The 22274-nt window shown below is 64.4% G+C and carries 20 protein-coding genes; 9 read left to right on the forward strand and 11 right to left on the reverse strand.

Going from position 1 to position 22274, the window contains the following annotated elements; translation table 11 throughout:
- Positions 1–9 precede the first annotated feature (9 nt).
- From ELX51_RS04765 to ELX51_RS04780, 4 genes are all read right to left on the reverse strand, one after another.
- Positions 10–969: a UDP-glucuronic acid decarboxylase family protein gene (locus tag ELX51_RS04765; protein ID WP_127752443.1), complete on the reverse strand. Its 960-nt coding sequence runs from the start codon at positions 967–969 to the stop codon at positions 10–12.
- A gap of 94 nt (positions 970–1063) precedes the next feature.
- Positions 1064–2029 carry an ABC transporter permease gene (locus ELX51_RS04770; protein WP_127752444.1) on the reverse strand — a complete coding sequence of 322 codons (966 nt, stop codon included), beginning with the start codon at positions 2027–2029 and terminating at the stop codon, positions 1064–1066.
- 4 nt (positions 2030–2033) lie between these two features.
- The gene (locus tag ELX51_RS04775) at positions 2034–3539 is read right to left on the reverse strand and encodes a sugar ABC transporter ATP-binding protein (RefSeq protein WP_127752445.1); all 1506 of its coding nucleotides are present in this window, start codon (positions 3537–3539) and stop codon (positions 2034–2036) included.
- Between the two features lie 57 nt (positions 3540–3596).
- Positions 3597–4538, reverse strand: a complete 942-nt coding sequence (locus tag ELX51_RS04780; RefSeq protein WP_127752446.1) for a substrate-binding domain-containing protein — start codon at positions 4536–4538, stop codon at positions 3597–3599.
- A gap of 112 nt (positions 4539–4650) precedes the next feature.
- On the opposite strand from ELX51_RS04780, the gene ELX51_RS04785 reads away from it, so the two are divergent.
- On the forward strand, positions 4651–6096 hold the full coding sequence (locus ELX51_RS04785) for an FGGY family carbohydrate kinase (RefSeq protein WP_127752447.1): 1446 nt from the start codon (positions 4651–4653) through the stop codon (positions 6094–6096).
- 961 nt (positions 6097–7057) lie between these two features.
- Here ELX51_RS04785 and ELX51_RS04790 read toward each other — a convergent pair.
- The 5 genes from ELX51_RS04790 to ELX51_RS04810 all read right to left on the reverse strand — a co-directional run bounded on the left by ELX51_RS04790 (position 7058) and on the right by ELX51_RS04810 (position 10113).
- Positions 7058–7849: a DUF2243 domain-containing protein gene (locus ELX51_RS04790; protein WP_127752448.1), complete on the reverse strand. Its 792-nt coding sequence runs from the start codon at positions 7847–7849 to the stop codon at positions 7058–7060.
- Between the two features lie 26 nt (positions 7850–7875).
- Complete coding sequence (locus ELX51_RS04795; protein WP_127752449.1) at positions 7876–8622, reverse strand: SDR family NAD(P)-dependent oxidoreductase; 747 nt, start codon at positions 8620–8622, stop codon at positions 7876–7878.
- A gap of 145 nt (positions 8623–8767) precedes the next feature.
- Positions 8768–8968, reverse strand: coding sequence for a hypothetical protein (locus ELX51_RS04800; protein ID WP_127752450.1), 201 nt, complete (start codon positions 8966–8968; stop codon positions 8768–8770).
- A gap of 146 nt (positions 8969–9114) precedes the next feature.
- Positions 9115–9849 (reverse strand): DUF4336 domain-containing protein, encoded by a 735-nt coding sequence (locus ELX51_RS04805; RefSeq protein WP_127752451.1) that lies wholly within the window; start codon positions 9847–9849, stop codon positions 9115–9117.
- Positions 9850–9921: 72 nt separating this feature from the next.
- Positions 9922–10113: a hypothetical protein gene (locus ELX51_RS04810; protein ID WP_127752452.1), complete on the reverse strand. Its 192-nt coding sequence runs from the start codon at positions 10111–10113 to the stop codon at positions 9922–9924.
- Between the two features lie 297 nt (positions 10114–10410).
- Here ELX51_RS04810 and ELX51_RS04815 point away from each other — a divergent pair, with 297 nt between their 5' ends.
- Positions 10411–11514, forward strand: a complete 1104-nt coding sequence (locus ELX51_RS04815) for a Xaa-Pro peptidase family protein (protein WP_127752453.1) — start codon at positions 10411–10413, stop codon at positions 11512–11514.
- 67 nt (positions 11515–11581) lie between these two features.
- Here ELX51_RS04815 and ELX51_RS04820 read toward each other — a convergent pair whose 3' ends face one another.
- Positions 11582–12193 carry a hypothetical protein gene (locus ELX51_RS04820; protein WP_127752454.1) on the reverse strand — a complete coding sequence of 204 codons (612 nt, stop codon included), beginning with the start codon at positions 12191–12193 and terminating at the stop codon, positions 11582–11584.
- Positions 12194–12325: 132 nt separating this feature from the next.
- The gene (locus ELX51_RS04825; RefSeq protein ID WP_127752455.1) at positions 12326–13396 is read right to left on the reverse strand and encodes a LacI family DNA-binding transcriptional regulator; all 1071 of its coding nucleotides are present in this window, start codon (positions 13394–13396) and stop codon (positions 12326–12328) included.
- 234 nt (positions 13397–13630) lie between these two features.
- Here ELX51_RS04825 and ELX51_RS04830 point away from each other — a divergent pair, with 234 nt between their 5' ends.
- The 7 genes from ELX51_RS04830 to ELX51_RS04860 all read left to right on the forward strand — a co-directional run bounded on the left by ELX51_RS04830 (position 13631) and on the right by ELX51_RS04860 (position 22249).
- Positions 13631–15997 (forward strand): CoA transferase, encoded by a 2367-nt coding sequence (locus ELX51_RS04830; protein WP_164854760.1) that lies wholly within the window; start codon positions 13631–13633, stop codon positions 15995–15997.
- A 3-nt stretch (positions 15998–16000) separates the two neighbouring features.
- Entirely contained in the window at positions 16001–16813 is an 813-nt protein-coding gene (locus ELX51_RS04835; RefSeq protein ID WP_127752457.1) for a hypothetical protein, read from the forward strand.
- Entirely contained in the window at positions 16806–17255 is a 450-nt protein-coding gene (locus tag ELX51_RS04840; RefSeq protein WP_164854761.1) for a MaoC/PaaZ C-terminal domain-containing protein, read from the forward strand. Before ELX51_RS04835 ends, ELX51_RS04840 begins: the two co-directional genes overlap by 8 nt.
- A 153-nt stretch (positions 17256–17408) precedes the next feature.
- On the forward strand, positions 17409–17846 hold the full coding sequence (locus ELX51_RS04845; RefSeq protein ID WP_127752459.1) for a thioesterase family protein: 438 nt from the start codon (positions 17409–17411) through the stop codon (positions 17844–17846).
- An 11-nt stretch (positions 17847–17857) separates the two neighbouring features.
- On the forward strand, positions 17858–18973 hold the full coding sequence (locus ELX51_RS04850; protein ID WP_127752460.1) for a mandelate racemase/muconate lactonizing enzyme family protein: 1116 nt from the start codon (positions 17858–17860) through the stop codon (positions 18971–18973).
- Between the two features lie 34 nt (positions 18974–19007).
- A complete protein-coding gene (locus ELX51_RS04855) occupies positions 19008–20600 on the forward strand; it encodes an ABC transporter substrate-binding protein (protein WP_127752461.1) in 1593 nt (530 codons plus the stop codon).
- 53 nt (positions 20601–20653) lie between these two features.
- On the forward strand, positions 20654–22249 hold the full coding sequence (locus tag ELX51_RS04860) for an ABC transporter substrate-binding protein (protein WP_127752462.1): 1596 nt from the start codon (positions 20654–20656) through the stop codon (positions 22247–22249).
- Positions 22250–22274 lie beyond the last annotated feature (25 nt).

Consider the following 22274-nt stretch of genomic DNA (forward strand, 5'->3'; position numbering starts at 1 on the left):
CGCACGGGCCTATTCGGCGGCCAGTGGCTGCTGCTCGATGGTGTCGCGGAAAAACGCGATGGTCTTTTCCAGACCCTCGCGCAGCGCTACATTCGGCTCCCAGCCCAGCACGTCGCGTGCCTTGCTGATATCGGGCTTGCGCTGCTTGGGATCATCCACCGGCAGATCGGTGTACACCACCTTGGAGCCGGAATTGGTCAGCTCCACCACAAGCTCGGCCAGTTGGCCAATGGTGAACTCCACCGGATTGCCGGTATTGATCGGGCCGGTGACTTCCGGTCCGGTATTCATCATGCGGTGCATGGCGTCCACGAGGTCGCTGACATAGCAGAATGAGCGGGTCTGGTTGCCGGTGCCGTAAACGGTGATCGGCTTGCCCTGCAGCGCCTGGACGATGAAGTTGGACACGACGCGACCATCGGCCGGGTGCATGTTGGGGCCATAGGTGTTGAAGATGCGGATCACCTTGATCTGCACATCGTGCTGGCGGTGATAATCAAAGAACAGGGTTTCGGCGCAGCGCTTGCCTTCGTCATAGCAGGAGCGCGGGCCGATCGGGTTCACATGACCCCAATAGCCTTCGTGCTGGGGATGCACTTCCGGATCGCCATAGACCTCCGAGGTCGAGGCCTGCAGCACCGGCACGCGCAGGCGCTTGGCGAGCCCGAGCATGTTGATGGCGCCCATGACGCTGGTCTTGGTGGTCTGGACCGGATCGAACTGGTAGTGCACCGGCGAAGCGGGACAGGCCAGGTTGTAGATCTGGTCCACTTCCACATAAAGGGGGAAGGTCACGTCGTGGCGCATGAACTCGAAGCGCTTGTTGTCGAGCAGGGCTTCGATGTTGCGGCGCCGGCCGGTGAAGAGATTGTCGACGCACAGCACTTCATTGCCTTCGTCGAGCAGTTTTGCGCAGAGATGCGAGCCGATGAACCCGGCGCCACCCGTGACCAAAATGCGCTTGCTCATGCAGACTCCGTCAAATTCAAGGTTTGTAGCTTGCGCGTAAAGCCTCCGGGCAGCGCCAGCAAGGACTTTTGCGCGCTGGGCCCGCTGCGCCGGTTCAGCGTCGCACGCGCCGGCTGAGCGAACTGGCTGAAACGGCTAGGAGAATAATGCCACCGACAAGGATTTGCCGGACATAGCTATCCACGCTGAGCTGGGTGAGGCCGTTGTCGAGAATGCCCAGGATCAGCACGCCGACGATGGTGTAGAGCAGGCGCGGCTCGCCCTGTTCGGAGAGCGTGGAGCCCAGAAACACCGCCGCAATGGCGTTGAGCATGAGCCCGCTGCCCTGGGTAGGGTTGGCGGAGGCGACGCGGCTGGCATACATGATCCCCGCCATGGCCGCCGAGCCGCCAGTGAGGGCGAAGGCGATGAGCTTGAGCTTGCGCACGGCCACGCCGCTGAGATGGGCCGCCTCCATATTGCCGCCCATGGCGTAAAGCCGGCGGCCGAAAGTGGTTTGCTCGAGGAGGACCCAGGCGAGCGCGGCCACGGCGATGGCGAGGAGCGTCAGGTTCGGGATGGCAATGGCAACGCCGCCCCATTCGCCCAAGGGGAGCCCGCCGCGCGCGAAATCGCCGAACTCCGCAGGGATCGCCCGGCCCGAAATGGTCTTGCCGCCGCTGACCACGAAAGCGGCGCCCGACAGCATAGTGAGGGTGGCAAGGGTCGCGACAAAGGGCAGGATGCCGACATAGGCGATCAGCGCGCCATTGATCGCGCCGCCCACGACGCCGACGAGGAGGCCAATGCCAACGGCGGCCCAGATCGGCACGCCAAAGGTGAACAGAATGGCGACCACAATGCCGGCGAGGCTCGCCATCGAGCCGACGCTGAGGTCGAAATCGCCCATCACCATGACAACAGTCATGCCGGCGGCGACCACGATCAGCATGCTCATCTGCTGGCTGATGTTGAGCCAGTTGCGGGCAGTCATGAAGGTGTCCGGCAGCAGCACCCAGAAGGTGACGAGGATCAGCGCGAAGCCAAGGAGGGTGCCATAGCGGCGAAGGAGGGTGAGCATCGAATTATCCTGTGGCGCGGCCGTAGCAAAGATTGAGCAGCTTTTCCTCGTCGAGCGCTGAGGCGGGGAGGATGTCGCTGATGGCGCCCTCGCGCATCACGGCGATGCGGTCGGCCATGCCCAAAAGCTCAGGCAGATCGGAGGAGACCAGCACCACGCCCATGCCGCGCGCGGTCATGGCGCGGATGATGGCATAGACGTCGAACTTGGCGCCGACATCGACGCCCCTTGTGGGCTCGTCGAGCAGCAGGAGGCGCGGGTTGCCGACCAGCGCCTTGGCAAAAATGACCTTCTGCTGGTTGCCGCCGCTGAGCTCCTGCGCCCGCTGCCGGGGGCCAGCGGCTTTGAGGCGTACCAGTTCCCCCTGTTGGGCGGCCAGCGCCATCTCGTGGCGGGGTGTGAGGAAAGTGCCCCAGCGGCTATGGTCGGCCAGATGGGGCAGGGTGGTGTTCTCGAAAATGGGGCGGCTGAGGACGAGGCCTTCGGAGCGGCGCTCGCGCGGGATATAGCTGACGCCGGCACGCCAGGCATCGGCCGGGCTGCGCGGGCGATAAGGGGCGCCATCGAGGGTCATGGTGCCGCCGCTGGCGGCAAGATCGCCAAACAGGGTGCGCAGCAATTCGCGCTGGCCGGCATTGGCGATGCCGGCGATCCCCAGCACTTCCCCGGCATGGACGGCAAAGCTCAGCGCCTTGCCGCCGCGCGGGGTGAGCGCCTCGGCGGCGAGCACCACGGCTTCCCCGGGGGCGGTGGTGCGCGGCGGATAGGCCTCTTCGACGCGGCGGCCGATCATCAGGGAGACCAGGTCATCATGGGTGATATCGGCGATGCGGCCGGTATCGATGCTGCGCCCGTCGCGGATCACCGTGGCCATGTCGCAGATGGCCATGACCTCATCGAGCCGGTGCGACACATAGAGCACGGCAGCGCCCCGGGCGCGCAGCTGGCGCAGCACGGTGAAGAGGCGCTCGGATTCGCCACGGCTGAGGGCGGCGGTGGGCTCGTCGAGCACGTAAAGGCGGGCCGGGGCGTCGGCCTCGCCGATAAAGGCGGCGGAGATGCGCACCAGCATCTGGTCGCCCAGCGACAGGCGCCCGAGCGGGGTGGCGGGATCGAGATGGGTGATACCGAGGAGCGCGAGGGTTTCGCTTGCGGCCTGGTTCAGGCGTCGCCAATCCACAAAGGCACCGGCGCGGCGCGGATAGGGGCGCCCCAGAAAGATGTTTTCCGCCACCGACAGCGCCGGAACGACATTGAATTCCTGGTGGATGAAACGAAAGCCGAGCCGATAGGCTTCGCGCGGGCTGCCGATGCGGATCGGGACGCCGTCGAGCACGATCTCGGCGGTGTCGGGGGCAACGACGCCGGCGAGGATCTTGATCAGGGTGGATTTGCCCGCCCCGTTCTCGCCCATCAGCGCATGGATTTCCCCGGCGTTGAGATCGAGATCGACACCGCGCAGGGCGGGCACGCCGCCATAGGCCTTGGCGACGCCGCGCAGCCGCAGCAAGGGCGAAGAGGAGGGAACCGGCGGCGCTGGGTCGCCGGGCAGGGGATGGCTCAGCGTTTATTCCTCGCCCACATTGGCCGAGGTGATGAGCTTGGAGGGCACATAGATGACGCCCTGGACGATCTCTTCGCCCGCCAGCACACGTTCGACGGCGTCAGCGGCAGCGGTGCCGATGCCGGCAAAATCCTGGGCGACGGTGGCTTCCAAATTGCCGCCGGCGCGGATGGCGTCGCGCGCCTGGGGATTGGCATCGATCCCGGTCACGACAATGCCCTCACCTTCGCGGCCGGCCGCCTCGATGGCCTGCAGCGCGCCGAGCGCCGGCTGGTCCCAGGCGGCCCAGACCGCCTTGATGCTGCCCGGCTCGGGATTGGCCGCAAGGATGGCTTCCATCTTGGCGCGCGAATCGGCAATGCCGCCATCGGACACATCGGGGGTGACGCGATCGAGCACGGTGATATCGGGGAAGTTGCCAAAAACCGCATCGGCCACGACGCCGCGCACCTGGACGGGCGGGAAGGCCTCGAAAACGAACATCACGATATTGCCCTCGCCATCGATCCGGTCGGCGACATAGGCCGCGGTTTCGGCGGCCATGGCATAGCCATTGCTCGTGACATTGGTGACGAGCAGCGGATCGGAGCCGGCATCCATGCCGATCACCGGAATGCCGGCATCCTCGGCGGCGCGCAGACCGGCGGTCACCTGGGTCGGATCGACATTGAGCACGATGGCATCAACGTTCTGGTTGACCATGTCTTCCATGCGGCTGATCACGGCCGCGACGTCGCCAGCGGTGTCGATCACATTGACGTCCCAATCCTTGCCTTCTGCGGCCGCCTCGAAGGCTTCCACATAGAACTGCGTGCCGGGCTGGGCCAGATAGGGGGTGATCACCGCGATCTTGGATTGGGCGAGGGCAGCGCCCGCGCCAAGGCTGGCGGCAAGCAGAACAGTGCCGGCGAGCAGGCGCCGCGTCGTGGCCCGGGTAATGGTCATGTGCTGGTGTCCCCCAATGCGGCGGGCCGCAAGGGCCCGCGCGTGTTTCCTTTTTCTAGCCGGCACCATATGGGAGAGCCCAGAGATCGGCTAGAGTTTTGAGGACCGGCGCGTGGCGAAAAGCACACTTATCGGCGTGGATGTGGGGACAACCGCCACCAAGGCCGTGCTGATCGGGGAAGGGGGCGAGCGGCTGGCCGCCTTTTCGCAGGCTCACCCCACCCACCGCCCGCAGCCGGGCCATGCCGAGCAGGACCCGCGCGACTGGATGGCCGGCGTGCTGGCCGCGCTCGAGCGCTTTGCCGCCGAACATGACTTGAGCGGGCTGCAGGCGATCGGCATCTGCAGCCAAGTCAACACTCATGTGTTCGTCGATGGCGCAGGAGAGCCGCTCCTGCCCGCGATCACCTGGCAGGATACGCGCACCGCCCCCGATGCAGCCGCGCTCGAGGCGCAGGTGACGCCCGAGCAAAAGCTCGCCTGGTTCGGGGGCCCGGTGCCGATCGATGCCAGCCATGCTCTGTCACGCATGGCCTATGTCCGGCGCGTCGATCCCGCGCTTTATGCCCGGACAGCGCATGTGCTGCTGCCCAAGGATTTCTGCGTGCTGCAGCTGACTGGAGCCGTGGTGAGCGATCCCGTTTCGGCCGTGGGCATGGTCAATGAGCAGGGCTATGTCGCTGATCTGCTCGATCTCGTGCCCGGTGCCGCTGCCAAGCTGCCGCCGCTGGCGAGCTTTACCACCGTAGCCGGACGGGTGCGGGCCGGGCTGCCCTGTGCGGGCACCCCGGTGGTCGTGGGCGCCATGGATGCCTGGGGCGGCATGTTCGGCGTCGGGGTCGTGGGCAATGGCGATGCGATGTATCAAAGTGGCACCAGCGAGATTGCCGGGATCGTGTCCGCAACCGTGGTGCCGACGCCGGGGGTGATCCTGTTTCCGCCCTATGAGGGGATCGTCATGCATGCCGCGCCCACGCAAATGGGCGGCGCGGCGCTGGGGTGGTTTGCCGGAGTGCTGGGGCGCAGCCCGGCCGACACCGCGGCGCTGGCAGGGAGTGCCAAAGGAACGGTGCCGCTGTTTTTGCCGCATCTGCAGGGGGAACGGGCGCCACTCTGGGACGGGCAAACCAGGGGCGTCTTTGCCCGGCTCGATCCGAGTGCGGGCGCGCCCGAAATGGCGCGCGGCGTGCTTGAAGGTGTGGCCTATGCGGTGCGGCTGGCTTTTGATGCGCTGCGCCAATCGAGCGCCGTGGAGCCCGCAGTGATCAATATTGGCGGCGGCGGCGCCCAATCGGACCTCTGGTGCCAGATCCGTGCCGATGTGCTGGGCACGCCTCTGCGGCGCTGCGTGGCGCCGGAATCGGCAGCGCTTGGCGCCGCGATTTTGGCCGGGCAATCGCAGGATGCGAGCACGCCGCTCGCCGAAGTGGTGCGCCGGCTGGTGCGGTTCGACCGGGTGTTCGAGCCGGATCGGGGGATGGCGGATTACCATGCTGCGCGCCTGGGGCAGTATCGGCGACTTTATGAGGATCTGCGCGGGTTCAATAGCGGGTTTTGAGGTTTTTTCTCGCGTGCAGGAGTGGGCTCTCCCTCCTTCTGAGGGGAGGGCTGGAGGGGGTGGTTCTGGTGATCACTGATGGACCCTCACCCCCGGCCGCTCCCCTCAAGGGGGAGGGTGGTGCCCAGACCGAGAGCCCCGATGCACACCCTCCCCCTTGAGGGGAGGGATGGGGTGGGGGTTCTGGCCTGTCCAGCCAGGTGGGTGGTTGCTTGAGTCCCGGGAAAACAAGCGCCTGGCACAAAACTCCACTCGCGCTCCGACGCCTGCACCCCCACCCTAGCCCTCCCCTCAAGGGGGAGGGGACGGTTCGCGTTTGTGGCGGGGCTGGGTTCAAGCCTGGAGCTCTTTTGTTCTTCAGCCTCCATGCCGGCAGTCTGGCCTCCCTCCCCCTTGAGGGGAGGGCTGGGGAGGGGGTGATTCTGGTGATCACTGATGGACCCCCACCCCCGGCCCCTCCCCTCAAGGGGGAGGGGAGGTACGAGCCCGGAGCATGGGTCTCGTGGAATGACCCTAAAGCGTCAATGTCGTCCCCAGACCGAGAGCCCCGATGCACACCCTCCCCCTTGAGGGGAGGGATGGGGTGGGGGTTCTGGCCCGTCCACGAGTGGTTGCTTAAGCCCTGGAAAATTAGGGCGCTCCGCACAAAACTCCACTCGCGCCGCGACGCCTGCACCCCCGCCCTAGCCCTCCCCTCAAGGGGGAGGGGACGGTTCGAGTTTGCGGCTGGGCCGGGGTTCAAGCCTGGAGCTCTTTTGTTCTTCAGCCTTAATGCCGGCAGTCAGGCCTCCCTCCCCCTTGAGGGCAGGGTCGAGGAGGGGGTGGTGCGGTGCGTTGCTGAGGGACCCCCACCCCCGGCCCCTCCCCTCAAGGGGGGGGGAGGCGTAACCCTTGAGACTCGTTCTTGTGGGAGGGCTGGGGAGGGGGAGGCGTGAGCACCTCGTTCTGTGCAATTGCCCGCCTACACCCGGAACCAATCCAGGCATCCCAGGGGCAGGATGGAGTTGCTGACGAGGAGGGCGCCGTTTTGGTAGAGGGCGGTGGTGTCGCCGCCCTGGGAGAGGTCGACGGCCCAGAGCTGGTTGTTGGGATCGCTCCAAAGGAGGCGGGCGCCTGATTGCTGGATGGCGGTGAGCGCCTCTCCGGGGGTGATGCCGGGGCGGAACATCACCATGACGCTGTCCTGACCCGGCGCCGGAAGGGCGGCGAGGGGGGCGGCGACGACGACGGCGAGGACCAGCGCCAGGGGCGAGCTCATCAGCCGGCGCCCGCCGGTGGGACGGCGGCGCAGGAGGAGGCCGGCGACAAAAGGAATGATGCCGAAGATTGCCAGCCAGAGTAGGTCCCAGAACAGGGGATTGTCCACATCCATGCGGATGCGGTGAATGCCCAAGAGCCAATGGGACAGGACGGCATCGATGATATGCCAGGTGCCAAAGCCGAGGAGGGCCATGGCAAGCAGTAGCCGGTCGGCGCCCGGTTCGGCAAAGGCCTGGCGCGAGCGCCAGAGCAGCCATAGGCCAATGGCGGTCACGATATACATGAGGAGGTGGAACAGCCCGTCGGTCATCACCAGCACGCGCAGGTCCTGGCGGGCCTGTTCGAGCCCGCTCAGCAGATGGTGCCATTGCAGCACCTGATGCAGCAGGATGCCGTCAAAGAACCCGCCGAGTCCGAAGCCGATGGCAAAGCCGGCCCAGCCGAGGCGCCCACCCAGGTTCCTGCCTTCGGTTGCCGCCATCGCCTGTGCCATTCCTTGCCTCCGGATTTAAGGGTGGCTCAGTAGGTTGCGCGGCCACCAGACAGATCAAACACCGCCGCCGTGGTGAAACTGTTTTCCGCTGACACAAGCCAGGCCACCATATTGGCGGCTTCCTCGACCTCGAGGAACCGGCCGCGCGGAATGCGGCTAAGCATGTAATCGATGAACTCGGGCTTGAGTTCATCGAGGATGCGGGTTTTGGCCGTCGCGGGGGTGATCGCATTAACGGCGATATTGTATTTGGCCACTTCCTTGCCCACGGCCTTGGTCATGCCGATGACGCCAGCCTTGGCGGCAGCGTAGGCGGCGGCATTGGGGTTGCCTTCCTTGCCGGCGATGGACGCGATGTTGACGATGCGCCCGTAATTGCGCGCCTTCATGCCCGGCAGCACGGCGCGATTGACGTGAAAGGCCCCGTTGAGATCGATATCGATCACCCGGCGCCATTCATCGAGTTCATATTCGTCGAGCGGGGCGTTCTTGCCGGCGATCCCGGCGGAATGCACGACGATATCGAGGCTGCCGGCTTCCTGTTCGACCTGGGCGACCGCTGCGGCCACGGCATCGTAATCGGTGATGTTGAGGGTGATGGTCGAGGTGGCGCCGCCAAGGGCGGTGCGCGCCGCTTCCAGCAGCTCGCCGTTGATGTCCCACAACCACACGCGGGCGCCCGAGGCGACCAGCCGCTGGGCAATGGCAAAGCCCAACCCTTGCGCCCCGCCCGTCACCACAGCCACGCGTTCGCGCAAATCGATCTGGTTCATGCCTTGCTCCTCCGGCTTGTTTGACCCTCCCAATTCCCCCCTTGCGGCACTGGCTGTCAACACCCGGCAGGGGCCGTCCACTGTCTGCTGGCGTACGCAACGGGAAGGGGCGGCGCATGGGGTGGAGGGGATAACCGTTCGTCTGTCAGTGCGCGTGAATGGTTGAGAGACGTCGTTTGCTCTTGACCCAGGATAAGAGCCAATGAAACTGCAGCAGTCCACCATCCTCAACCGTCTGCTCGCCCTGCTTCCGGTCGCCGAGTTTGCGGTGATTGCGCCCATGCTCGAGCCGGTTCAACTGCCGCTGCGCGCGGTTCTGGCCGAGCCTGACCAGCCGGTGGAGCATGTGTTTTTCGTGGAGCGCAGCCTAGGCTCTATCCTAGCAACTTCCCCCGAGGGGCAGCAGGCGGAAGCCGGCATCTTCGGGCGAGAGGGGTTTGCCCCGACGGCGCTCGCGTGTGGGCTCCGACCGCACCATCATGCGCTAAGGCGTCAGGCGGGCAGCAGCCAGCGTAGCGATTGCTGCAATTGCTGCCTGCCGTTCTGCTCGAACCAGCGGCCATGGGCAAAGATCACCCGTTCCGGATCCAGCGCGACGAGCCGCGCCGCGGCCGCCGATGCCGCCGCACCACCGGCCTTGAAGGCGGCACGGGCATAAACCGGCGCTTTGCCGTCGGGCGCGGCCGAACCCACCAGCTTGGCGCCGATCTTCATCAACGGGGGCAGCTTTTCGGGCTCCACATTGACCACCAGATCGGTGAGCACCAGGCTGTGCGAGGGGCGGTGGAACAGGGCGGCTTCTGCAATGGCGCCGCCGCGCACCACCACCACTTCGACCTCACCATTCCATTCGCCAGGCGCCCCGTCTTCCAGCACCCGATCGAGCTTTAGATCGGCCTTTTGCACCGCCGGCCGCTCCTTGAGCGTCGGGGCACCCCACGAAACGACGCCGGGATAATGCTCCTGCCATTCCTTCATGAATGACCAGTGCACGGTGTTTGGTGCCACCAGATGCCCGATGCGGCCGATCGTCTCCAGCCGCGCGCGCAGCTCGAAGCTGAACTGAGTGGGTGAATGGAGCACCAGCTCCCCATTGCCAAGCCGGATCACCGTCATGCGCAGGGGAATGGGCATGCCGGCCAGATGCATGGGGCCACTATCGACGATCCAGAGATCTGGGGCGACGGGCTTGGGCTCGTTGATGGGTAGATAAGCAACGCTCGTCATGCGGACCTCCGGAGTGGGAGGTTGGATAACGCCCCCGCGCCGCAAAGGTCGCGCCGCTTTACCTGGAGCACCTCAGCGCGGCGCCGGCGAGGTGTAAAGATCAACCAGCGCCTTGGCACGCTCGACCACGAGGTCGAGCCCTTCTTCATAGGAAGCGGAAACCTTGGTGGGCAGCAAGGCGCGGGTGGCCTGTTCGGTCACTTCTGCTGTCAGGATCTTGTCTGCCAGAACCACGATGACGTGCCTTTTGTAGTAAACCAGCAAGAACCCGACCCTTGAACATTGCGCCCGACAACGCAGAGGGTGGCTGGTGGTTTCGGCCGGTTTCTTGGGAAATCGAGAAAGTTTGCCGGGCGAGAGTGTTGACAACCCGGGAACCGCCGCCCCGCCTCGTGTTTTCTATGCCATTGGAAAATCACAACATTGCGTGGCGATGAGGTGACCAGCGCGGCCGCTAGCCAGGACGTGACGGGTGGTGGCCACGCGTGCAGGGGTGTAGTAGCCATTCCCATCGAGCTCCTTTTTGAGCCAGGTTTCTCCCGCAAACGAGTATCGCCCTCGATGAATCCCGTTCTTTCCACCCGTATGGCCAGGCTGCGCGAGCGGATGGCTGCCACTTCCACCGACCTTGTGGTGATCGGCCCGTCCAGCCACATGCTCTATCTGGCCGATCTGTCGCCCCATGGCGACGAACGCCCGGTGCTGCTGATGGTCAGCCAGAGCTTTGCGGGTTTCCTGATGCCGGCGCTCAATGTCGACAGCGCCCGCCAGCACACCGATCTGCCGTTCTTTCCCTGGGCCGATGCCGAAGGGCCCGATGCCGCACTCGAGCAGCTGCTACAGGCGACGGGCGTGCCGCGCAGCGGCGCTTCGGTCGTGCTCGATGAAACCATGCGCGCCGATTTCGCCCTGCTGGTGCTCGATGCGCTGCCGGGCGCCCAGCGCCGCTTCACCGGCGATACGGTGAGCTATCTGCGTTCGCGCAAGGACGAGGCCGAATATGCCGCGCTCAAAGCCAGTGCCGTGCTCAACGACGCCGCCATGCTCGCGGGCTTTGCCGCGCTGCGGCCGGGGATCACCGAGCGCGAAGTGGCCGATGTGATCGGGCAGTTCTACAAGGATCATGGCGCGGCGCGCGAATTCACCAGCATCTGCTTTGGCCCCAATGGCGCCTTTCCCCATCACCACACCGGCGACACCCAGCTCAAGGCGGGCGATGCGGTGCTGATCGATACCGGCGCGCGCATCGGCGGCTATCCCTCCGACATGACGCGGGTGGGCTATCTCGGCACGGCGCCGGAAGGGTTCGACGAGATCCATGCCGTGCTCGACCGGGCGGTGGAGGCGGCGATCGCGGCGGCCAAGCCGGGCGTCCTGGCGCGGGAGGTCGACAAGGCGGCCCGCGATGTGATCACCGCGGCTGGCTACGGCCCCAATTTCCTGCACCGCACCGGGCATGGGCTGGGGATCGACATCCACGAAACCCCCTATATCACCGCAACCTCCGACACGGTGCTGGAAGAGGGCATGGTGTTTTCGATCGAGCCGGGGATTTACCTGCAGGGCCGGTTCGGCCTGCGGCTCGAAGAGATCGTCATCATCCGCAATGGCGTGGCGGAGATCTTGTCGGATCTGCCGCGCACGGCGATTGCCGGCGGCGCCTGAGCGAAGGGGCAAAGAAATGGGGAGGGCGCCGGGCGCTCTCCCCATTTGGTCGGCACTGGCGGCGCGCCTAGAAGGACCAGCGCACGCCTAAGGTATTGGCATTGGCGCCTTCGCCCATATGCCCAAGCGTATTCCAGCCGCCCGAGCGGTGCTGCAGGCGCCAGAAAAATTCCATATCCGGATTGTCGTGGGTGGAGATGCTGAGCTCCGGGGCCATGTAGAACAGGAACGTGCTGTCGCCATCGCGCTTTAGCTCGCGCACCACTTCGACATCGAGCGGATTGGTGATCAGGGACAGCCCGCCGGTGATGCTGGCCGAGATCTTGATCTTGTCGGTGTTGATGAACCCGTCCGAGCGCGCCACGACGCCTGCCCACACTTCGCCGGCAAAATCGGGGCCCTTGCGCACGGCCGCGCCGCCCTCGAGCCCGAGGCGGAAGCCGTTTTCCTGCCCAAGGAAGAAGTGCTGATAGCCGGCGCCCAGCATATAGGCGTCCTGATAATCGGTGGCGATGAAGTTGAAGGTTTCGCCGACCGATTCGCTGGAATAAACGCCACCGAACAGGAACACATTGCCGTTCTTGTCGAGAGCGGGAACCTCCACTTCCTGGGCAAGAGCCGGCATCGCCAAAGCCCCCACAAGCAAGCTGCAAACCGCAAAGCTGATCACGCGTCCCAAACGAAAACTCCTTACTGCAAGCCTGGCTCACCCAGCATCTCAGATGGTTCAGTCAAAACCAAGGCCGAATTGGCAATTGTACCCGTCGCGGAGCCGCTTGTGTCGGGAGCGCAACAAGAGAAAGCGGCACCCTTAAGCGGAGGGCGCCTTGAGCGGCAAGGCTTCGGTGTTGCCGCCCATGGTGGAGCGCCGCACGATGAGTTCGCCACTGAGCGGGTTGTGGGAAGGCGCAAGCTCGGGATTGGCGAGCTGGCCCAGGATCAGCTCGACGGCCTTGTCGACCATGGCATCCACTGGCTGGCTGAAAGTTGTGAGCGAATAATGGGGCCAGCGCGTGAGCTCGACATCGTCGAACCCCGCTACGGCGATGTCCTCGGGCACGCGCAGGCCGGCCGCCTCAGTCAGCGCATCCATGCCGCCCGCAGCAAGGATGTCATTGGCGAAAAACACCGCGTCGGTGGCTTCGCCGCGCGCGATCTCGAGAGCCGAGCGATATCCAGCCTCATAGCTGTATTCACCGCCCGCAATGCAGTGGCTGAGGCGCATGCCGAGTTCCGCCACCCGGGTGACATAGGCATTCTGGCGCTCGAGATTGGTCGAGGTATGGGGCAGGCCGGCCACATAGGCGACGCGCTGCCGGCCGATGGCATAGAAGTGGTCGGCAATAGCGCGGGCCCCCTCGATGTTGTTGCAGCTGACGGAAGTTAGGCTGAGATCGGGAATGGTGCGGTTGACCAGCACCGCTGCCCGTCCTTCGGTGGCCCAGCGCAGGGAAGCGCCGGACAGCACGGTGGCCGAAATGATCACCACCGCATCGACATTGTATTTCCGCAGGGCCAGCAGCTGCTCTTCGATATTGGACCCGCGGGTGATGTTGAACATGAGGCTCTGCAGACCCACCCGCTGCAAGCCGCGCGAGAGCTTTTCGATCAGGCTGGGATAAAACGGGTTCTGCATCTCCGACACGACAATGCCCGCAATATTGCTGCGTCTGGTGGAGAGCATGGAGGCGATGGCATTGGGCTGGTAGTCGAGCTCTTCGGCCGCCCGCAGGATGCGCTGCCGCAATTCCGGTGAGATCGAACTGCCCGGCGTGAAGGCGCGCGACACGGCTGACTGGCTGACACCCATCAGGCGCGCCAGTTCACGCGCCGTACGGGGCTTATGGCGCAGTTGCAGTGCCTCGGGGTCGGTCTTGGTCATCTAGCGTCTCGATTGTCTGGGCAGCATAGCGCATCGCTCCAGCTTAGGACATATCTTTGCATACGGATGCAAACAAGCGGTTGCATCCGTATGCAAGCGTGTTATCGTCGAGCTGTGGCAGGCCAAAGACTTCGTAGAAAAGTCCGGCCAACGCCGATCCGTCCGCGCCATTGGTGCGGCAGGGAGGTGAGTGCGCTGCAATCCTGTTTGCTTGACTTGTCATTGGGAGGGGCCATGACGGGCGCCTTGGACCACCTGCGCGTGGTCGATTATTCAGATACTCTGGCCGGGCAATATTGCGCCCGCCTGCTGGCCGATTACGGCGCTTCCGTTATTCTTGTGGAAGGACCGGACGGCTCGCCCGTCCGCCGCATGGCCCCGTTTTCGCGCCACGGCGATTCCCTGCAGTTCTTCCATCTCAATTCGGGCAAAAGCTCACTGGTGCTCGATCCCGATGCACCCGATGCCGCCGAGCGGCTGGCCATGCTGCTGGTCGGCGCCGACATAGCCGTGCTGCCCCCCGGTGCCGATGCGCAACGGATCAGCCGGCAGAACCCCGCCTGCATCGTGGTGCAGCCCTCGAGCTTTGGGGCTGATGGTCCCCGCGCCCAGTGGCAAGGCCCGGAAATCGTGTTGCAGGCCCTGTCAGGCATGATGCACAATAATGGTGCGGCCGGACGCGAGCCGCTGTTTGGCACCGGCAATCGCGCCGCCATGGCCAGCGGCATCGGCGCCTTTATTGGTACGCTTGCCGCGGTTTATGCTCGCGGCGAAACCGGTCCCGGCCAGATCGTGCAGATCGATGCCGCCGAAACCGCCGCCGCCATGTGTTTCCCCTATGTGATGCAGCATATCTATAATGGCTCCGTGCGGCAGCGCACGGAACAGGCCGTGCAGGCGGGGCAGGTGCTTTGCCGCGACGGCTGGGTGTGCATCTGGATCTATAACTTCCGCTGGCATGCACTGCTGGGGGCGCTCGAGCTCCCCGAGCTCGAGCATGATCCGCGCTTTGCCGATCCCGCCGACCGGCGTGCCAATTGGGATACGCTGTTTGCCATCTTCCAGGCTAAGGTCGCCGATCTCGAGGCCGAGGCGCTGGTGGAACGGCTGCAACAAGCGCAGGTGATTGCCGCCAAGGCTTATCGCCCATCCGAATTGATCAACAGCCGCCATCTGCGCGAGCGCAATTATTGGCAGACCCTGGACGGCCGGACCGTTCTGGGGGCGCCCTTCCGCTTGTCAGCGACGCCACGCCAACTGCGCTCGCTGGCACCGGCACTGGGTGCGGGCCCGACCGAGAACCTCCCATCGGCGCGGCCCGCGCCCAGCGCGCCGCCTCGCCACGACAAGCCCCTGCAAGATATCCGCGTGATCGAGTTGACGACCGCGTGGGCTGGGCCGATGGCCGGCCGGGTGCTGGCCTATTTCGGCGCTGAATCCATCCATGTCGAAGCGCCCAACCGAGTCAATTCCTGGCGGCTCAACAAGGACAAACCCAATCCGGTCAACTTCCCAGATCGGGAGCCCGGGGCGCGCTGGTATGATCGCTCGTTCCTGTTCAATTCCCAGAACGTCAACAAGCTCAGCTGCATCCTCAACCTCAAGACGGAGGAGGGCAGGGCGACCCTGCGGCGCCTGGTTGAGGTCGCCGATGTGCTGATCTGCAATTTCCGGCCCAATACGCTGAAAAAGCTTGGGCTCGACTACCAAAGCCTCGCCGCCATCAAGCCCGATATCATCGTGGCCGAACTGCCCGCCTTTGGCGTGACCGGACCGATGTCCAACCATGCCGCGCTCGGGCCCACCATGGAAATGGCGGCCGGCATGTCGGCGATGATCGGCTATCCCGGCGGGCAGCCCGAAGTCACCGGCCCTTCTTATCTGGACCCCATCGGGGGCTTCAATTCGGCCGCTGCGATCCTCACGGCCCTGGTGCATCGCCAGCGCACGGGGGAGGGGCAATATGTGGAGATCCCGCAGGTGGAAGCGGCCATGCACCTGATCGGTGCGGAAATCCTCAAGGCCGCTGAAACCGGCGATGACCCGCCGCTCAACGGCAACCGCGTACCCTACGCGGCCCCGCATGATGCCTTCCCCGCGCGGGGGGATGATCAATGGATCGCCATTGCCGCCATGGACGAAGCGCAGTGGCAGCGCCTCTGCGCCGAAATGGGTGCGCCGGAGCTGGCGAATGATCCGCGCTTTTCGAGCCTGGATCGCCGGCGCGACAATGATGAGGCGTTACGTGCCATCATCAGTGGCTGGACGGCCGACAAGGACAAGCATGCCCTGGCCCAGCAGCTGCAAGCCGCCGGGATTGCCGCAGCGCCGGTGCAGAACCCCAAGGATCTGGCCGAGGATCCCTATCTCGGTTATCGCGGCTTTTTCACCGAGCTCGAGCATCCCGATGCCGGCCGGCACCCGCATCCGAGCCTGCCCATTCACCTCAGCGCCACGCCCGGCGCGCAGATCCGGTCCGCCCCCACGTTCGGCGGGCACAACCGGCATGTGCTGCAATCCATTCTGCGCCTGCCCCCCGAGGAAATCGCGCGCATCGAAGCGAGCGACGCCATGGGCACCGAACCTTTGGCGGGGGCTTGAGCCATGCTCGACAAAGCCGAATTTCCCCGCGAACTGAGCGTGCATGTGCTGCTCGACGATGCCCCGCATTACAAGGGCTCGATCCATGATGATGCGGTGGCGCGGGCGCGCGGCTACAAGGCCGCGCTGATCCCCGGGGCGTTTGTCTATGGCCATATCAGCCGGCTCGCGGTTGAAGCCTGGGGCATGGACTGGGCGGAGCGCGGCGCCATGTCGGCCCGGTTCCGCAAGCCGGTCTACAACCACGACGATCTGATCGTGAAGGGCGAGGCGCTGGAGGATGATGGACAGTTCCTGCGCAGCGCGGTGACCGTGCTGAATGGGGACGGTGAAACCGTCGCCGCCGGTTCCATTTCACTTGCCCATGCGCCGCAAGTGCCGGCGCCGGGGCGGGATCTGAGTTTGCTGCTGCCGCCCTCCGAGGCGCCGGCGGTCAAAGCGGGCGAGTTGCCGGTGGGGGCGCCGCTGCATAGTCGAAATCGCGTGCTGACTCCCGAGGACGTTGCCGTCTCCAAAAGCGCCTTTGCCGAAAACCATCCGCTCTATGCACAAAGCGGCATCGTGCATTCGGGCATGCTGATGCGGCTGGCAATGGGCGACACCAATAGCGGTTGGAAGTTTCCGGCAGCCGTGGTGCTGGTGGAAACCGAAACCCAGCATTTCCGCCCGGTTTATCCCGGCCAGGGCATCCGCACCGCCGGCTGGATCGCCCAAACCTATGAGCGCAAGGGCAAGCACTACTTCGTGGCCGAGGAGTATTTCCTCGCCGATGGCGAGATCGCGGCGCGCTTCCGGAGAACGCAGATCTATGGCTGAGAACTGGATCGAAACGATTGAGGGCTTGTCGGTCAGCTACACCGCTTCCCCCAGCGCCGAGGATGTGGCGCGCTTTGTCGAGCTGAGCGGGGACGACTATGAGGCCCATACGGACGAGGCCTTCATGGCCCGCTCCCAGTTCGGGCGGCGTATCGCGCATGGCGCATTGCTGGTTGGCTATATGTCGGCCGCTGGCACCAAGGCGATCCGCGCGTCGCAAGGGCGGGGCAACACTACCGTGCCGGTGTCGCTCGGCTATGACCGGATGCGCTTTGTAGGGCCAGTGTTCTTTGGCGATACCATCACCGTGACCTACACGGTAACCGGTGTTGACGCGGAGCGCCGCCGCTCGGTGGCAACGCTCGAAGCGAGCAATCAGGACGGGCAAACCGTGGCTTTGGCCGAGCACATCATGAAGTGGCTGCATCCGGATGCAAACTAGCTGTTCGGGCCGCTTGCATACGGATGCATATAATGTAAGGTGAATGCAACGCATGGATAAGAACGGCACGCCAAGCCGTCGCCATGCCGCAAAGGGAGAGGCCCCATGACTGGAGCGGAGTTGGCCATGCCTGCTCGCGCGCGCGGCTGAGCGATGGAGCGTCAGCCACCCGCCCGCCGCGCCGACTACCGCTGGTTCTGTGTTGTTTCGCTGCGCTGGAACGACATCGACATCTTCGGTCACGTCAACAATGCGCGCTATTACGAGTTCTTCGACACGGCCGTGTTGCAGTTCCTGCACCAGCAAGATTTCGGCATCGGCACGGGCGGAGCGAGCCTGGTCGTGGCTGAAAATGGCTGCCGCTTCGTGCGCGAAATTGTCTTCACCGATCGGCTCGAGATGGGCCTGCGGGTGGAGCATGTCGGCTCCTCCTCCGTGCGCTACGGGCTTGCCGCCTTCACCAACGAGAACGAGACGGCCGTGGCCCAGGGCCATTTCGTCCATGTGTTCGTGGACACCCAAACCAAGCGCCCGGCGCCTTTACCCGAGCCGCTGCGCCAGCATCTGCAATCCATCCACCATCCCGCCTGAAAGATCCGACCGTGGCTACAGCTTCAACCATCAGATCCGTCGATGCCTTCCAGGTCGCCTGGAACCCCGGTGATCCGCCGGGCCGCCGCACCGCCTTTGTGCGGGTCACCACCACTGAAGGGCTGGTGGGCTATGGCGAAGCGTCGCCCATGTATGGGGGCGAGCACTCGCTTTGGGTGCTACGGGATGCGGCGGACTCGCTGGTGGGGGCCGATGTGCTCGACCATGGGGTGATCTATGACCGCCTGCTGCACCGCTATATCAAGCTGGGGCCCGAAGGGGCGGTCACCGGCGCCTTGGCGGCCCTCGACATCGCCTTGTGGGATCTCAAGGGCAAGCTGTTCAACCAGCCCATCTACAAGCTGCTGGGCGGCGCCTGGCGCACCGAAGTGCCGTTCTATGCCTCGATCGGGGGCAACGCTAACCGTAGCGTCGATGAAACCGTGCGGGTGGTGGAACAGCGCTGGCTCGCCGAAAAGCCCGCAGCCATCAAGATCCGCTGGGACGGTGACCGCACCCGGCAGGACTATGACATCCAGGGCGACATCGCCAAAGCCAAGGCCGTGCGTCAACTGGTAGGCCCGGACTTCCCACTCGCCTTTGATGCCAATAATCAATACTCGGTCGGCGGCGCCATCCGGGTTGGCCGGGCCCTCGAAGAGCTCGGCTATATCTGGTTCGAGGAGCCGGTGCAGCACTACGATGTGCGAGCCATGGGCGAGGTGGCCCAGCGCCTCGACATCACCGTTTCGGCGGCCGAGCAGACCTATACGACCCAGGCCCTGGTCGACATGATCAACGCCGGCGTGCGCATGGTGCAGCCCGATATCGTCAAGATGGGCGGCATCACCGGGCTCATGCAATGCGCGGCCATCGCTTACGCCCATGGCGTGGAACTGGTGCCGCACCAGACCCAGCCCACGATCGGCCACATGGCCAATCTGCATGTGCTCGCGACCATCATGCACCTGACCAAGCCGGCCGAATTCGCCGACCCCGACACCCGCATGTATCCCGGCTTCCGCAATCCGCCCAAGCCGGTGGATGGCAAGTTCCAGATCCCCTCGGCTCCCGGCCTCGGGCTCGAACTGATCGATGCCGAACTCGAACAACGGCGCGTCCGCTAGAGCCGCGCGACCACAAGAACAAGAGGAGACCCCAATGACCCTGAACCGCCGCAACTTCCTGGAACTGGCCGCAGCCGGCACGGCGCTTTCCGCGCTGAGCATTTCGGCCGCCCATGCCCAAGGCGACGATACGATCCGCATCGGCATTGCCGCCAACAACCCGCGTCACTCGGACCCCAACCAGACCACGCAAGGGCCGGACAACTGGGCCGTCGAGCAGATGTACGAGCAGCTCGTGCGTCCCGAAGATGGCAAGTTCGCGCTGACGCCGGAGGACTACCAGCCGGTGCTGGCCACCGAATGGACCATGTCCGAGGATGCCAAGACCTGGACCTTCAAGCTGCGCGAGGGCGTGCAGTTCCATCGCGGTTATGGCGAGATGACCGCCGACGACGTGGCGTTCACCTTCCTCAAGGCCAAGGATTTCGGCACTGGCCGGGTGATCTTCGCCAACATCGCCGATGCGGTGGCCAATGGTCCCTATGAAGTGGTGATCAGCCTGCACCAGCCCGACGTCAACTTCCTGGGCACGACGGTCTTCTCGCTCAACGCCAATATCGTGTCCAAGAAGGCCTATGAGGAAATCGGGGTGGAAAAGTTCACCACCGACGCCGTCGGCACCGGACCCTATGAATTGGCCAAGTACGACTCCGAGAGCGGCACCTATCTCAAGCGCTTTGAGGACTATTGGGGCGAGCCGGCCAAGGTCGGTAATATCGAGTGCCTCTATATTGCCGATACCACGGCGCGCACGCTGGCCCTGGTGTCCGGGCAGGTCGACATGATCGAGGCGGTGCGCGCACCAGGCTGGATTGACTCGATCCTGCAGCGCGACCCCAACATGAAGATCGACATGACGGTGCCGGGTTCGTTCAACACCCTTCATGTCAATCTCACCCGCGCGCCCTTTGACAATCTCCTGGTGCGCCAGGCGCTGATGCATGCGATCGATCGCAAGACAGTGGCCGATGCGCTGGCACCCATGGGTGGCGTACTGGTCGGCTTGCAGCCCGACTTCTTCCCGCCCGGGCTCAAGACCGAGGACCTGCCGCCCGAGCTGCGCTACGAATATGATCCGGAAAAGTCCAAGGCCCTCCTGGCTGAAGCGGGCTTCCCCAATGGGGTGAGCTTTGATGCCCTTTGCAGCCAGCGCGAGGATTATTCCTCCACCATGCTGATCGTGCAGGAGCTGATCCGCCCGGCCGGGTTCAACATGAACCTCATCATCGGCGATCACACCGCCTACCACGCCGACAACCGCTCGGACAAAAACACCCTGGCGATGCATGCCTCGAGCTATCCGCCGATTCCGACCCAGATCTACATCCAGCAGCTCTATTCCAAGGCTGAGGTGAAGGCCGATGGCTCGGGCGGCGGCAATTACAGCCATTATGGCGTGGCCATCCCGGGTGTTGATGCACTGCTCGAGCAGGCGCTCAGCGCCACCGACTACGACACCTATCTGCAATTGTGCCGCGAGATCGAGCTGCAGGTGCTGCGCGACCTGCCCCTGATCGGTCTGTCGACACTGTCCTACACCATGGTGCGCAATCCGCGCCTCGAGCTCGGCTACGAGGTGGAGAGCGGCTACGCACGGTGGCGACTGCATCGCGCCACCAAGGCGTGATCCATGCCGGCGCCGGACCCATCCGGCGCCGTTCAACCAGGGAGGAGGAACCCATGGCTTTGAACAGACGGAGTTTTCTGGAACTAGCGGCAGCCACCACGGCTTTGACAGCCATTGGTGTGCAGGCCAGCCACGCGCAGGACGCCGATACCCTGCGGATCGGCATTGCCGCCAATGGCCCCCGTCACTCGGACCCGAACCTGACCACGCAAGGTTCGGACAACTGGGCCACCGAGCAGATGTATGAGCAGCTGGTGCGGCCCGACGATGGTCGCTTCGCGCTGACTCCCGAGGAATACCTGCCTACGCTTGCAACGGAATGGACGCAATCAGAGGATGCCAAATCCTGGACGTTCAAGCTGCGCGAGGGGGTGCAGTTCCACCGCAATTACGGCGAGATGACTTCGGAGGACGTCGTCTTTTCGTTCGAGCGGGCTATCAAGGAAGGCACCAACCGCACCATCCTCTCCAATATCGAGAGCGTTGTCGCGACCGGGCCCTATGAGATCGCCATCACCCTCAAGCAGCCCGATGTGAACCTGCTGGGCACTTCGATCTTCAACAACAACACCTCCATCGTCTCCAAAAAGGCCTATGAGGAAATTGGGGGCGAGGCTTTTGCCACCGATGCCGTGGGCACCGGGCCATACGAGTTGGTGCAGTTCGACCCTGAATTCGGCACCCGCCTCAAGCGCCATGAAGGCTATTGGGGCGACAAGGCCAAAATTGCCAATGTGGAATGCGTTTATATCGCCGACACCACCGCCCGCACCCTGGCGCTGTTGGCTGGCGACGTGGACATTATCGAAGCGGTCCGAGCGCCTGGCTGGATCGACTCCATCCTGCAGCGTGACCCCACGCTCAAGATCGACATGACGACCCCGGGCTCGTTCAACACGCTCCACATCAACCTGACGCGCAAGCCCTTCGACAATCTGCTGGTCCGCCAAGCGTTGATGCATGCGATCGACCGCCCGGCGGTTGCCGCGGCACTGGCGCCGATGGGTGGGGTCATGGCGGGCCTGCAGCCCGATTTCTTCCCCGCCGGCTTCAAGACCGAGGATTTGCCGGCAGAGCTGCAATATCCCTACGACCCCGAAAAATCCAAGGCATTGCTGGCCGAGGCCGGTTTCCCCAATGGCATCAGCTTTGACTCGCTGTGCTCGCAGCGGGAGGATTATTCCTCGACCATGCTGATCGTGCAGGAGCTGATCCGCCCGGCCGGGTTCAACATGAACCTCATCATCGGCGATCACACCGCTTATCACGCCGATAATCGCTCGGACAAAAACACCCTGGCGATGCACTCCTCCAGCTATCCGCCGATCCCGACCCAGATCTATTTCCAGCAGCTGGCCTCGGCTTCGGAAGTGAAGTCGGACGGCTCAGGCGGGGGCAATTACAGCCATTATGGCGTGGCCATGCCCGGCATCGACGACCTCCTGAACCAGGCGCTGACCGCTTCGGATTACGAGACCTATCTAGACCTGTGCAAGCAGATCGAGCTGCAGGTACTGCGTGACCTGCCCCTGATCGGGCTCTCGACGCTGGGCTTTACGGCGGTGCGCTCGGCCAAGGTCGACCTCGGCTATGAGGTCGAGAGCGGCTATGCGCGCTGGCGGTTCCACCGCGCGACCAAGACGGTCTAACCCAATCCCCTATCCGGGCTCCCGA

Origin of the sequence: Devosia sp. 1566 (genome assembly GCF_004005995.1) — a bacterium.
Lineage (GTDB): Bacteria > Pseudomonadota > Alphaproteobacteria > Rhizobiales > Devosiaceae > Devosia.

Bases quoted from the DNA above. Each gene is read 5' to 3' on its own strand.
- ELX51_RS04845 (WP_127752459.1), top strand. From the start codon at position 17,409: ATGGAGCGTCAGCCACCCGCCCGCCGCGCCGACTACCGCTGGTTCTGT.
- ELX51_RS04765 (WP_127752443.1), bottom strand. From the start codon at position 969: ATGAGCAAGCGCATTTTGGTCACGGGTGGCGCCGGGTTCATCGGCTCG.
- ELX51_RS04830 (WP_164854760.1), top strand. From the start codon at position 13,631: ATGACGGGCGCCTTGGACCACCTGCGCGTGGTCGATTATTCAGATACT.
- ELX51_RS04790 (WP_127752448.1), bottom strand. From the start codon at position 7,849: ATGGCACAGGCGATGGCGGCAACCGAAGGCAGGAACCTGGGTGGGCGC.
- ELX51_RS04795 (WP_127752449.1), bottom strand. From the start codon at position 8,622: ATGAACCAGATCGATTTGCGCGAACGCGTGGCTGTGGTGACGGGCGGG.
- ELX51_RS04805 (WP_127752451.1), bottom strand. From the start codon at position 9,849: ATGACGAGCGTTGCTTATCTACCCATCAACGAGCCCAAGCCCGTCGCC.
- ELX51_RS04815 (WP_127752453.1), top strand. From the start codon at position 10,411: ATGAATCCCGTTCTTTCCACCCGTATGGCCAGGCTGCGCGAGCGGATG.
- ELX51_RS04780 (WP_127752446.1), bottom strand. From the start codon at position 4,538: ATGACCATTACCCGGGCCACGACGCGGCGCCTGCTCGCCGGCACTGTT.
- ELX51_RS04840 (WP_164854761.1), top strand. From the start codon at position 16,806: ATGGCTGAGAACTGGATCGAAACGATTGAGGGCTTGTCGGTCAGCTAC.
- ELX51_RS04770 (WP_127752444.1), bottom strand. From the start codon at position 2,029: ATGCTCACCCTCCTTCGCCGCTATGGCACCCTCCTTGGCTTCGCGCTG.
- ELX51_RS04800 (WP_127752450.1), bottom strand. From the start codon at position 8,968: ATGCTCCACCGGCTGGTCAGGCTCGGCCAGAACCGCGCGCAGCGGCAG.
- ELX51_RS04855 (WP_127752461.1), top strand. From the start codon at position 19,008: ATGACCCTGAACCGCCGCAACTTCCTGGAACTGGCCGCAGCCGGCACG.
- ELX51_RS04835 (WP_127752457.1), top strand. From the start codon at position 16,001: ATGCTCGACAAAGCCGAATTTCCCCGCGAACTGAGCGTGCATGTGCTG.
- ELX51_RS04825 (WP_127752455.1), bottom strand. From the start codon at position 13,396: ATGACCAAGACCGACCCCGAGGCACTGCAACTGCGCCATAAGCCCCGT.
- ELX51_RS04860 (WP_127752462.1), top strand. From the start codon at position 20,654: ATGGCTTTGAACAGACGGAGTTTTCTGGAACTAGCGGCAGCCACCACG.